The following is an 11,757-nucleotide window of genomic DNA, read 5'->3' as shown; positions in this document are numbered from 1 at the left end:
TTATTTGTAATCAATTTTCGGTAAAAACAAGCACAAAAAAAGCCGTTGTGAGAATCACAACGGCTTACTTAGTGTGTTTTAAAACTATTTTACTTCTTTAGAAGCAGCAATAGTTGCATTAATGTCATTCATTACTGCATTCACTTTTTCTTGCTCCGCTAAATAAAAAGCTTTTTTCTCTTCGAATGTTGCATCTTCTGCTGGCTCAGCATAATTGTTCATCCAATTCATCATTTCAGCTTTAGCAGAACCAATGTTTGCGATTGCCACTTCATAAGAAGCAATAGAAACTGCGGTTAATGAGTCTGAAGCAAGAGTTGTATCAGCTTTTAAAGCTGTTACTTTCTCTGAAATACGTACTTCTTCAGAACCTAAATCTCCCATCAATGCCATTGCATCGTCATGAACTTTCATCACTTCTGCTTTAATCGCTTCGATTTCTTTGTTTTGTTCTTCAGCAACATTGTTACATGCTACAAATTGAAAAGCAACTGCAAGAATTGCTACTAGTGTTAAAATTTTTCTCATTTTTAATTTAAATTTTGCGCAAAAGTAATAGTAAAAGAGATACAAAAATTAAAATTTATCCTCTACAGTTAAATTTTTTACATCTTTTCCAAATAATTTGAGAATGAGCCATAAAGCCATGATAGCAAAGGGTAGACAAATCCAAGAAGAGACGCCCAAAGCAGATGGAATTATTCCAATAAATATAGCGACACCTCCCACGGTTAAAGCATAGGGCATTTGTGTTTTAACATGATCTATATGATGGCAAGAACTTGCCAGTGAGCTCAGTATAGTAGTGTCTGAAATAGGAGAGCAGTGGTCACCAAGTACCGAACCTGCTAAAACACTTGCAACTACATTATGAAAAATATTTAATGATGATTCATAATCCAATCCTGCTTCTTGACAGATACTCCAAGCTGCTGGCATCATCAATGGATAAAGGATAGCCATTGTACCCCATGAAGAGCCAGTAGAGAAAGCAACTAAAGCAGCTACAATAAATGTAATTGCAGGTAAAATCCATGGAGCGACGTTATTGGATAACAATTGGGTTAAAAAATCAGCTGTGTGCATATCATCTGTAATTTCTGCTAAACCCCACGCTAAAACGAGTATAACAATAGCAGAAAGCATTGTTTTAAAACCATTTAAGGTCGCTTGCATGGTTTCTTCTAAATCCATTAATCGTTGAGAAACTGTCATAATTATCGAAACAACTAATGATAGTAATGATGACCAAAGAAGGGCTTTATAGGAATCTGCGTTGCCTATAATAGTGGATAATTTTCGGCTTAAAGAAATGCTGCCATCATGCCAAATGGAAGAGTCCCATCCGGTATACAACAATCCCGCTATTGTGCCAACAATAATAATAAAGATTGGTATTGCAGCATTGTACCATCTGCTTTTGGCATTTTTAGCCATTGAAAACTCTTCGGTGTCTTCTGAGCCCATATTTTTTTGTTGTGTAGAAACAGATGAAACGTCTCCTGTTGCTCTCGCACGATTTTCAGCCTTGAGCATCGGTCCAAAATCTTTGTTCATTAAAATGAGCATGAAAATGAATATAAGGGTCAAAATAGGATAGAACGAATATTGTAAAGAGCTGATAAATGTAGCATAAACTCCCTCATCCAAACCTTGTATTTTGGCAATTCCACTTTCGATATAACTTAATTCTGCACCTATCCAAGTTGTGACAAATGCAATCGCAGCAATTGGTGCTGCAGTAGAATCAACAATGTAAGCTAATTTTTCTCTGGAAACTCGCATTCTATCAGTAACCGGGCGCATCGTATTTCCAACCACCAGTGTATTGGCATAATCGTCAAAAAAGATAGCTACACCTAGTACCCAAGTGCTTAATTGTGCTGTACGAGATGACTTGGCAAAAGGAGATATCTTATCTACTACACCTTGCATTCCTCCATTTTTAGAGATAATTGCTACAATGGCGCCAATAATCATTGAAAACAGAATTATAGAAACATGACCGCTATCATTGATTGCTCCTAATAAATAAGTGTCGATAGTGCGCATAAACCCAAAAAGTATTCCCCACAACCCGTCACTGTATACATTTAAAATCACTGCACCAAATAGAATTCCTAATACCAATGCACTAATAACTTCTTTGAAAATTAGCGCAATTAAGATAGCCATTAAAGGAGGGAATATGGACCACCAAAGTGGTATAGGGTTTAAGTTTTTTTCAAATATTAGGTTATTGATTTCTACGGTTAATATGGTTGATTTCTTTAGATTTAATGGGATGTTCCCCACACCTTCTTCGATTGTTAAATCGTAGGGAGAACCATTAAAAAAGAGGTGATAGACTCCACTACTATCTATATTTAAATTGATTTCCACTTTACTCTCCACGCCTTTAACCGTATAATGAGGAAAAATGACCTCAGGAGTTAATTCAGTCTTGGCAGAGGTATTAAAGGAGAGTATGGTTAGGAAAATGAATAATAAAAAGTGTGAGAAAGTATATTTCATAAAAACGTAGAATGAAACGTAAATATATAAAAAGCATTGACACATCTAAAAACCAAATTCATTTAGAGATAAAATCTCCTAGTTTTGTAATGTGAAAAAAGGAAAGAGAATTGCTGTAATTGGTGGTGGAGCTTCAGGCTTTTTTGGAGCAATAAATACTAAAGAATTGATGCCTGATTCAGAGGTGACTATTTTTGAAAAAACCAATCAAGTGTTGACCAAAGTTAAAGTGAGTGGAGGGGGAAGGTGCAATGTGACGCACGCTTGCTTTGATCCACAGGAGCTTACACAGTATTATCCTAGAGGAGAGAAAGAGCTTAGAGGACCTTTTCATCAATTTATGACCTATGATACCATTGAATGGTTTGGTAAAAGAGGGGTAGAATTAAAGACAGAAGAGGATGGCCGTATGTTTCCTGTCAATAACCAATCTCGAGATATTATTGATTGCTTTTTGAAATCCTGTGAGGAAAACAATATTGCTATTAAATTGAAATCGGAGTTGAACCAAATCATGCCTCAAGAAAAGGGATATCGATTGAGCTTTACCAATGGACAAGAATTATTTTTTGATGTGGTTCTAATTGCATCGGGGGGAAATGCCAAGTTAAGCGCTTATCATTGGATCAATGAAATGGATTTACAAATTATAACCCCTCGTCCTTCTCTATTTACATTTAATTTACCAAAACATCCCATTACTCAATTGATGGGACTATCTGTAGACCATGCAGTAGTTTCATTAAGTCATTCCAATTATGAAAGTGAAGGTCCTTTATTAATCACCCACTGGGGAATGAGTGGTCCTGCTGTCCTAAAGTTGTCCTCTTATGCTGCTATTGAATTAAATAAACGGAATTATCAGTTTTCCTATCAAGTGAATTGGAGTGGGGTAGAAGATCATGACTCTATGGAAATTATTTTAAATCAATATAAAAATGATTATCCTAAGCGAAGTATAATGAAGCATAAAACGATAAATATTCCTAGTAGATTGTGGGAGTATTTAGTGAAAGTTTCTATTAGTAATCCTGATTGCAATTGGGGAGACTGCAGTAAAAAAGATTTAGAACAATTAGCTACTAACTTGACTGAACAATCTTTTATAGCGAATGGAAAAACAACCTTTAAAGAAGAATTTGTAAGTTGTGGAGGGGTGGACAATAAGGAGATAAACTTCAAACGAATGGAGTGTAGAAAATATCCGAACTTATATTTTGCTGGAGAAGTCTTGAATATTGATGCGGTGACTGGCGGGTTTAACTTTCAGGCTGCGTGGACAACAGCATATATTGCCGCTAAGGCTATTGCAGAGGTCTAATATTTAGTTGAATATCAAAGGAGTATTTTGGGGCCTTCCAAAATGAATTGGGATGTGTAGGGATGTTTTTTTTGGTGTAAATTGCGCTCATTGTGTCCTTGACTTGATAAATATATTTCCTGTTTCTTTCATCACTTCCATCTAAAATCGCTTTTAGAATGTCCCATCGAATATCCTCTCCATTCTTCGTGTAATCGTGCCATACAATAACAGAATTTTCATCTTTCAAAAGTTTGAAAGCAGCCTTTGTGTCGTTTAGCACAAAATCATAATGATGGTTACCATCTACAAAAACTACATCCATTTTTCCGTAATACGGAGAGAAGTCAAACTTTGTAGAATCTCCTTTCAGATGGGTGATTTTTGGGTTGCTTCTTGAAAAAATCTCATGTTGATTGATATAGTCTTTTTCTAAACCAATAGCTTCCATTTCCTGGTTGGACAAGTTAAGCGTATAGCAATGTCTACAGCTATCAGCAACAGCAATCGCACTTTCTCCTCTCCATGTTCCAATTTCAAAGTAATTACAATCGCTTTTTTGTTCACACAATTTCTTTAATAATATTAAATCTGTAGGGAAACTATTTCCCCCTTGGTAGGAATAGTTGTTCAGGTGTAAAGAGTTTTCGTTAATTAAATCTGTCAAATGAACATAATCAAGCCCACAGCTTAATGCGTATTGTTTCAAAAACTCCTTTTTTCTATTCAAAGGAGAGTCTAAAACCTCGTTAAGAAGCGAGGGATTAGATAAAAGAAGGGATAGTGCTTTAAATAGTTTCGAGATTTTATTCATCATTACAATTTAGGAAAGTTGCTCAATTTTAGCAGGGTCATTATTAGTGAATCACTTTTAAACGGTAATTGTTACAGACTTTAGAAATCATTTTAATCCAAGTATTTGTTGATAGAGTTCAAAGTATTGCTGACCAACTGATTGATAACTATATATTGCTTTTGCTTTTCTTTCGATTGCTTTATGGTCAAAGGTAATTTTTTTATCCATTACTGCTTCAATTGCTGTAAGCAAAGCATCTTCATCTTTTGGAGGAATAAGAATCCCATTGTCTGTTGTGATCATTTCATTGATTCCACCTACATCTGTTGAAATTACAGGTACTCCCGATGCATGCGCTTCTATGATAACACAGGGTAAATTTTCGTAATTGCTAAATAAAATAAAAACATCTGCAGTATTGAAGGCTTCCGAAATCTCAAAGGCATTTTTAGCGCCTTCTAATTCAAAAAGATTCATATTAACACCTAGATTAATGGCATTCTTTTCAAACTGATTGATATTTAAATCGCTAATTACTTTAAATTTAAAGTCGTTTCGTTTTTGACTTAATTTCTTTATCGTCCTTATTATTCCTTTCCCATTTTTATGTTCTTCCACCAGTGTGCTAATGTGTAAGAGATTAAATTTAGAGTTGTTTTTTTCAACGGCCTTGAAAAGCGAAGTGTTTACTGCATTGGGGATTACTTTATAATTTCCTTTAATACCAAGTGACTGCATTTCTGCAGCCAAATTGTGAGAGACTGGACAGATATAGGCTGCTTTTCTAGCGATTATTTGACTAGCCACCTTTCGGAGAGCGCTTAATTCATTTCTTCTTTCTTTTTTATAGATAGTGGCATGCTCCGTTATAAGGTAGGGAATGTCCTTAAAAACCTTTGCTAAATAGGCGATTATACCCACAGGGAGTATAACATTGAGATGAATTAAATCAATGTTACCAACTGATTCTTCTATGAGTTTGAATCCCCTTCGATAATACTTTAGATAGGAGAAAAAATTGAGCTTTTTTTGGGGGAAGTATATGATAAAACCTTTCAATCCGTGATTTGAAATAGGCTCTATTTCTACTTTGGAAACTTCAGCTGCTCTTACGTGAAGAATTGTAAGATCACAGTATGGTTGAATAGAAATGGCGTGCTGTTCTACAAAGTTTCCATTTGTAGGTTCAGTTTTGTTGGGATACCAAGATGAAATAAATAAAACTCTCAAATACTTGCGTTTTAAATGATGCCAAATAGACAATTGAAGAATTTATAAATAATCATCACTTACAAATTTAGTCAAATGCCAAAAATAGTTGGTTTTATTCGGTAAAACTAGTTTATGAGTTGTTATCACAGAATTGAACAGCACATTATTTTTTCATTGTTTGAAAGGTTAGAGCTAAACCAATGTGGATTATAAATAGTATTACTTAATGGTCAATTGTTTGATCATTAATTTAATAGATTTAAAATCTTTTTGATCAATTAAAAAATTACGCCATGGTGTATGGGTGGATACTTTGAATTTATAGCCTATGATAATAGTGGTAGCAATAAGTGAAATGGAAGTCGCTAATGCCACTCCTTTGGTTCCACTTAATTCTACTAAATACAATGTTGTGAGTAAAGTAATAATGAAACCAATTAGTGAAACAAAAGTTAGCGCCTTAAATTTTTCGATTCCAGAGAAGTAGTGACCGAAAATTAGAAACAAATTAAAAGCCAAGATACCTGGAGAAACAAAAAGTATAATCGGTTTTATAGAAGAGAATTCTTCACCAAATAAAAGTGCATAGAATGAAGCTGGCAATAAATTAAGTGGGATAAGCGCGAATAAAGTAAGAATAAAAGTGAATTTAAATAATTGTATAGTTAACTTTTGGTTACTTTCAAGGTTGTCTGAGTTGACTATTCTTGAAAACTGAACCAAGGCGATGCTTCTGCTGATTAACCAAATCGATTCTGCAATAGATATGGCATTCGAGTAGATGCCAAGTTCTGAATCACCAAGTTTGGTGCTAATTATATAGTAACTAATTCTAAAGCTCAAAAATTGAAGAATATAGGAGGTTTGGTTTAGCAAACCATTTTTGAAAAGAGTCTTAAACAGTTCACCCAATTTATCAGGAGTTTTAAATTCTATAAATTGGAAAGCAAAATAACTACTTAATAGCAGGCCGAAACTGAATGAAACATATAGTCCATTTAAATAGGTAGAAAGATCGTTGATTTGGGCAATCCAGAAACCATAAATTAGAAACCCGAATAAGAAAAGAGATTTAAGAATACTAGTGAAATTATTCCAGCTTATTTTTTCTTTACCGATTAGTATTGCTAAATTGACAGCCGTTAACCCTTCAATAAGAGATAGTAATGCAATGTGCTTGGCCCATGATGGTTCAATTCCTAAATTAAAATTGAATACTAAAAAGTAGCAAAGTATAGCAATGATAACAATCCAGGAGTATGCTATTTGAATTAGCTGGAATATTGATTTTCTTGGGGTAAGGTATACTAAAGGGGCACCACCAACCAAATTCCCAACTATTAAGACCATGGCAATTGAGGTAAGAATAAGGCTAGCTTCACCTTTGCCTTCTGGGCCTAGAAATTGAGACAAAAGTATAATTATAAAGAAGTTGAGTATAGCTCCAATTAATTTTGCTCCGAAAGTTCCAAGAGTTTTTTTTAGCATTTTGCTATATTCAGGTTCTTATCCGCTTAAAGTCCGTATAACTTAAAAAAAGTTGTTGTATTGTTTGAATAGAACTACCAGTCTTCTTTTGTTTGATAATAAATAGGCATTATTAAGGCCCCCAATAAGGATTTGATGACTGCTGCAATTAAAAAAGGTTTTAAACCATAAACCCACGCTGTGGGCCAGTCCCGTTGAAAATAAATTACAATTGTTCCAAGAGCCAAGATAATGGCATGCCCAATTAGAAAAGCCACAAAATTTTTCCAGTAAGTGGTGTCAAACCCTTTTTCTTTTAGCCAACCTACCACCGCAGCTGCTACCAAGAACCCAAATAAATATCCTGCAAAAGGATTACTAAAATGCTCTATCCCGTAGGAGCCGCCTGCAAAAACAGGTAGACCCAAAGCTCCCAAAAGTAAATATGCGGCGACTACAATTATACTTTGGTAAAACCCCATAGCAATGGCCACTGCTAAAACGGCTAGGGACTGCCCTGAAAACGGCACTCCACCGGGCAATCCAAAACTAATCTGCGCACAAACGCAAATAAAGACAACCGCCCCAATAATTTTTGCAACAGTTAATATTTGATTTTTATTTTTCAGCACAGGCTTCTGTTTGTTCTGACTTAAGGCCACTAAATTCGAGTTTAAAGTTTTCCTTTTCTCTAATTTCTACAATCTCGGGGGTTGGTTTTATGATTATACCATTAACTTTTCCACGAGCTGTTCGCTTTGATTTAATGCAAAAATCTTCAATTACAGAAGTCTCTTGCAGCACTCCATCTAAATAGTAGTCTGCATTAAAGTCAACTAATATAGCTGTTTTTTTTAAATTTTTTATTTTTATCCTTAATTCAATATCGCTGTTTTTGTCAAATAACTTTGCTCTTTTCCATTGATAGAAAAGTTGGATATCGTCATTAGAAACACCTTCGTTATATTTGCATTGAGCAAAACTCGTAATGGTTAGAAATAGAATTGCTGAAAGGGTTAGTATTTTTTTCATTTGGTGACTCCGTTTATTTTTATGCAAAAATACTTATTAATGATAAGAGCTTGTAAAAAGGTAGATTAAAATACAATTTTTTTTTGCTTGAAGGATTGATTTCATAAAGAATTATTACATATCTTTGCCGTCCGAAAATAATAGAATTTATTAAAGATATATACGATGTCAAGAGTTTGTCAATTAACAGGAAAAAAAGTGATGGTAGGGAATAATGTTTCTCACTCTAAAACTAGAACAAAGAGAAAGTTTTATCCAAACTTATTTACACGTAAATTTTATAATGAAGTAACTGGTGAATGGGTTACTTTGAAAGTTTCTGCATCAGCAATCAGAAACATTAACAAAAATGGATTAGATGCTTGCATCAAAGAAGCGAAATTGAAAGGCTACATGTAGTCTAAAGAATAATAATTATAAAAACGTTGTTACCTTAGTAGCAACGTTTTTTTTTGCTCCAAAAATTATGAAGTACACCCTATTCTTTTATTTACTTTTTCAAATCGCAATGTTAGTTGCACAGCAAGATTCGGAGAAGCATCTCACTCGATATCGTTATGATTCCGATGGCTTAACTGTTTCTTTTCATCAAGAAAGAAGAGCTGCTTTGAGAGAAAAAATGGAGCCAAACTCTATATCCGTATTTTTTGCGAATCCCATAAAGAATCGTTCAAATGATGTGGATTATGAGTATCATCAGGATCCTAATTTTTATTATTTAACAGGATTTACTGAACCAAATGCGGCTTTGGTTATACTGAAAGATTCTATTTTTATTGACTCCAAGTGGACTTCAGAAGTCTTATGGATACCTGAGCGAAATCCGACAAAAGAAGTATGGGATGGAAGAAGGTTAGGGCCTGAATTAGCTCCTGAGTTTTTAGGATTTTCAACAGTGAAGCCCAATACTAAATTTGATGCAACTATTTTTAACTGGAAACAATATTCTTCAGTGAACTTCATTGCAGAAAATTTGTATAAAAGTGATATTAATCTTTCGAATCAATTGCTTGCTGAAATGAAGTTGGGTTTTCAGCAAGCCATCCAACCCAAACGTGTAAAAAAGAATGAAAAGCAACTTAAGATATGGATGGCTGAGCTTCGACAAATCAAACAGCCTGAAGAATTGGTTTTAATGCAAAAAGCGATTGATATTACCTTGCTTGCTCAAATAGAGCTGATGAAATCTTTAAAGGAAGAGATGACTGAATATCAAACGGAAGCGATTATAGAGTATGTTTTTAAAAGAGAAGGAGCAGAGTACCCTGGATTCCCTTCCATTCAGGGTGGAGGAGAGAATAGTTGTGTGCTACATTATACAAGCAATCGTAAAAAATTGGCTAATAATCATTTGTTAGTAAGTGATGTGGGGGCAGAATATCGGGGTTATACAGCTGACGTAACTAGAACCCTACCTGTAGATGGAGTTTTTTCGGTTGAAGAGAAAGCCATTTATAATTTGGTTTTGAAGGCACAAAATGCGGGCATAAGAGCCTGTAAACCTGGAAATTCCTTTAGAAGTACTCATGAAGCTAGTACAGAGATTATTGCAGAAGGATTGTATCAGTTAGGAATTTTAAAAGACAAACGACAAGTCCGTAAATATTTTATGCATGGGACTTCTCATTATTTGGGATTGGATGTGCATGACTGGGGGACTTATGGCAATCTAGAAAGTGGAAATGTGATTACAGTAGAACCTGGAATATACATTGCTGAGGGTTCGGATTGTGATCCGAAGTGGTGGAACATAGGTGTCAGAATTGAGGATGATATATTAATTACTGATAGTGAGCCAATAAATTTGTCTGAGGGAGCACCCCGTACCATAGAAGAAATCGAAGAAATGATGAAAATGGAAGCTCAATTTTAGGTGAAAATAATTTTACATAAAGGTTGGTAGTTTAAGAGATAATTACTTAAATTTGCCCCCTCTATAAAATAAATAGAACAATGGCAAAAAAAGGTAAAGGAAACAGAGTCCAGATAATAATGGAGTGCACGGAGCATAAAGAGAGTGGATTAGCGGGAACATCTCGTTATATTTCTACTAAGAATAGAAAAAATACTCCTGAGAGAATGGAGCTTAAGAAATACAATCCGATCATGAAGAAGGTGACGGTTCACAAAGAAATTAAGTAAAAGTTATTCGTTATGGCTAAGAAAGTAGTAGCATCGTTACAGAAACAAGGAGCAAAAAGTTTCACAAAAGTTATTAAAATGGTGAAGTCTGATAAGACTGGATCTTATGCTTTTAAGCAAGAGATTATACCTAATGATAATGTGAACGACTTCTTTAAGAAGTAATCGTTCTTTACATAAAAAATTAATAGCTTCTTTCGTACTGGGGGAAGCTTTTTTTATATATACCTATGGGATTATTTGATATTTTCTCCAAAAAGAAAAAAGAGCACCTTGATGAGGGCTTATCCAAAACAAAAGAAAGTTTCTTTGGAAAGCTTAGTCGTGCTATAGTTGGAAAATCCAAAGTAGACGATGAGGTTTTAGATAATCTAGAAGAGATTTTGGTAACCTCAGATGTCGGAGTAGACACCACTTTGAAAATTATTGGCAGAATTGAAGAGCGTGTTGCGCGGGACAAGTTTGTCAATACTTCAGAACTGAATGCCATCTTGAACGAGGAAATTGTTGCATTACTGGCGGAAAACAATACTGAAGATTACACTCAATTTTCTATTCCTAAAGACAAAAAGCCATATGTAATTATGGTAGTAGGAGTCAATGGTGTTGGAAAAACAACGACAATTGGAAAACTTGCTTATCAATTAAAACAATCAGGACATAAAGTTATTTTAGGAGCAGCAGATACTTTTAGAGCTGCTGCAGTAGATCAGCTTAAGATTTGGGGAGAACGAGTAGATGTACCAGTTGTGACTCAAGGAATGGGTGCTGACCCTGCCTCAGTTGCATTTGATGCTTTACAATCAGCTATTGGACAAGATGCCGATGTTGTCATTATTGATACCGCAGGTCGTTTGCACAATAAAATCAACTTAATGAACGAGCTGAGTAAGATTAAGCGCGTGATGCAAAAGTTGATTCCGGATGCGCCTCATGAAATACTATTGGTATTAGATGCTTCTACAGGACAGAATGCCTTTGAGCAAGCCAAACAATTTACACTAGCGACGGAAGTAAATGCCCTAGCTCTAACAAAATTAGATGGTACTGCTAAAGGTGGTGTAGTTATTGGAATTTCCGATCAATTTAAAATTCCAGTGAAGTATATTGGTGTAGGAGAGGGTATCGAACATTTGCAAGTGTTTAATCGAAAAGAGTTTGTAGGCAGTTTATTTAGTGAAAGATAAGCTGCAATATAGAATATTTATGAGCCCTCTTAGTTGAATAGCCAGCTGGGAGGGTTTCTTTTTATTATTAACCCATTACTTATCCAATCAATTTGTATTGTTTTTCT

The 11,757-nt window shown here is 34.8% G+C and carries 13 protein-coding genes; 6 read left to right on the top strand and 7 right to left on the bottom strand.

Annotation, left to right across the window (positions count from 1 at the left end):
* Positions 1-84: 84 nt before the first annotated feature.
* On the bottom strand, positions 85-528 hold the full coding sequence (locus GQN54_RS08940; protein WP_160633201.1) for a hypothetical protein: 444 nt from the start codon (positions 526-528) through the stop codon (positions 85-87).
* 48 nt (positions 529-576) lie between these two features.
* A complete protein-coding gene (locus GQN54_RS08935; RefSeq protein ID WP_160633200.1) occupies positions 577-2,514 on the bottom strand; it encodes a Na+/H+ antiporter NhaC family protein in 1,938 nt (645 codons plus the stop codon).
* A gap of 91 nt (positions 2,515-2,605) precedes the next feature.
* On the opposite strand from GQN54_RS08935, the gene GQN54_RS08930 reads away from it, so the two are divergent.
* Positions 2,606-3,835: a BaiN/RdsA family NAD(P)/FAD-dependent oxidoreductase gene (locus GQN54_RS08930; RefSeq protein ID WP_160633199.1), complete on the top strand. Its 1,230-nt coding sequence runs from the start codon at positions 2,606-2,608 to the stop codon at positions 3,833-3,835.
* Here the strand turns inward: GQN54_RS08930 and GQN54_RS08925 are convergent.
* The 5 genes from GQN54_RS08925 to GQN54_RS08905 all read right to left on the bottom strand — a co-directional run bounded on the left by GQN54_RS08925 (position 3,819) and on the right by GQN54_RS08905 (position 8,321).
* Positions 3,819-4,628 carry a class I SAM-dependent methyltransferase gene (locus GQN54_RS08925; protein WP_160633198.1) on the bottom strand — a complete coding sequence of 270 codons (810 nt, stop codon included), beginning with the start codon at positions 4,626-4,628 and terminating at the stop codon, positions 3,819-3,821. The two genes, GQN54_RS08930 and GQN54_RS08925, sit on opposite strands and share 17 nt — an antisense overlap.
* Positions 4,629-4,715: 87 nt before the next feature.
* Positions 4,716-5,840, bottom strand: a complete 1,125-nt coding sequence (locus GQN54_RS15590) for a glycosyltransferase (protein WP_160633197.1) — start codon at positions 5,838-5,840, stop codon at positions 4,716-4,718.
* Positions 5,841-6,041: 201 nt separating this feature from the next.
* Positions 6,042-7,310 carry a lipopolysaccharide biosynthesis protein gene (locus GQN54_RS08915; RefSeq protein ID WP_160633196.1) on the bottom strand — a complete coding sequence of 423 codons (1,269 nt, stop codon included), beginning with the start codon at positions 7,308-7,310 and terminating at the stop codon, positions 6,042-6,044.
* Positions 7,311-7,384: 74 nt separating this feature from the next.
* Positions 7,385-7,921, bottom strand: a complete 537-nt coding sequence (locus GQN54_RS08910) for a biotin transporter BioY (RefSeq protein ID WP_160633195.1) — start codon at positions 7,919-7,921, stop codon at positions 7,385-7,387.
* Positions 7,908-8,321 carry a hypothetical protein gene (locus GQN54_RS08905; RefSeq protein ID WP_160633194.1) on the bottom strand — a complete coding sequence of 138 codons (414 nt, stop codon included), beginning with the start codon at positions 8,319-8,321 and terminating at the stop codon, positions 7,908-7,910. Before GQN54_RS08905 ends, GQN54_RS08910 begins: the two co-directional genes overlap by 14 nt.
* A 165-nt stretch (positions 8,322-8,486) precedes the next feature.
* On the opposite strand from GQN54_RS08905, the gene rpmB reads away from it, so the two are divergent.
* The 5 genes from rpmB (at position 8,487) to ftsY (ending at position 11,650) form a co-directional block, all read left to right on the top strand.
* Positions 8,487-8,720, top strand: a complete 234-nt coding sequence (rpmB, locus tag GQN54_RS08900) for a 50S ribosomal protein L28 (protein WP_160633193.1) — start codon at positions 8,487-8,489, stop codon at positions 8,718-8,720.
* A gap of 67 nt (positions 8,721-8,787) precedes the next feature.
* Positions 8,788-10,194: an aminopeptidase P N-terminal domain-containing protein gene (locus GQN54_RS08895; RefSeq protein WP_160633192.1), complete on the top strand. Its 1,407-nt coding sequence runs from the start codon at positions 8,788-8,790 to the stop codon at positions 10,192-10,194.
* Between the two features lie 80 nt (positions 10,195-10,274).
* Positions 10,275-10,463, top strand: coding sequence for a 50S ribosomal protein L33 (rpmG, locus tag GQN54_RS08890; protein WP_160633191.1), 189 nt, complete (start codon positions 10,275-10,277; stop codon positions 10,461-10,463).
* Positions 10,464-10,475: 12 nt separating this feature from the next.
* Positions 10,476-10,628 (top strand): DUF4295 domain-containing protein, encoded by a 153-nt coding sequence (locus GQN54_RS08885; RefSeq protein WP_160633190.1) that lies wholly within the window; start codon positions 10,476-10,478, stop codon positions 10,626-10,628.
* A 65-nt stretch (positions 10,629-10,693) separates the two neighbouring features.
* Positions 10,694-11,650: a signal recognition particle-docking protein FtsY gene (gene ftsY, locus GQN54_RS08880; RefSeq protein WP_160633189.1), complete on the top strand. Its 957-nt coding sequence runs from the start codon at positions 10,694-10,696 to the stop codon at positions 11,648-11,650.
* Positions 11,651-11,757: the final 107 nt, after the last annotated feature.

It is taken from the genome of Acidiluteibacter ferrifornacis (genome assembly GCF_009909615.1).
Taxonomy (GTDB): domain Bacteria; phylum Bacteroidota; class Bacteroidia; order Flavobacteriales_E; family Vicingaceae; genus Acidiluteibacter; species Acidiluteibacter ferrifornacis.
This window is presented reverse-complemented; position numbering and strand designations above follow the sequence as displayed.

Bases quoted from the DNA above. Each gene is read 5' to 3' on its own strand.
- GQN54_RS08940 (WP_160633201.1), bottom strand. From the start codon at position 528: ATGAGAAAAATTTTAACACTAGTAGCAATTCTTGCAGTTGCTTTTCAA.
- GQN54_RS08935 (WP_160633200.1), bottom strand. From the start codon at position 2,514: ATGAAATATACTTTCTCACACTTTTTATTATTCATTTTCCTAACCATA.
- GQN54_RS08925 (WP_160633198.1), bottom strand. From the start codon at position 4,628: ATGAATAAAATCTCGAAACTATTTAAAGCACTATCCCTTCTTTTATCT.
- GQN54_RS08915 (WP_160633196.1), bottom strand. From the start codon at position 7,310: ATGCTAAAAAAAACTCTTGGAACTTTCGGAGCAAAATTAATTGGAGCT.
- GQN54_RS08905 (WP_160633194.1), bottom strand. From the start codon at position 8,321: ATGAAAAAAATACTAACCCTTTCAGCAATTCTATTTCTAACCATTACG.
- rpmB (WP_160633193.1), top strand. From the start codon at position 8,487: ATGTCAAGAGTTTGTCAATTAACAGGAAAAAAAGTGATGGTAGGGAAT.
- GQN54_RS08895 (WP_160633192.1), top strand. From the start codon at position 8,788: ATGAAGTACACCCTATTCTTTTATTTACTTTTTCAAATCGCAATGTTA.
- rpmG (WP_160633191.1), top strand. From the start codon at position 10,275: ATGGCAAAAAAAGGTAAAGGAAACAGAGTCCAGATAATAATGGAGTGC.
- GQN54_RS08885 (WP_160633190.1), top strand. From the start codon at position 10,476: ATGGCTAAGAAAGTAGTAGCATCGTTACAGAAACAAGGAGCAAAAAGT.
- ftsY (WP_160633189.1), top strand. From the start codon at position 10,694: ATGGGATTATTTGATATTTTCTCCAAAAAGAAAAAAGAGCACCTTGAT.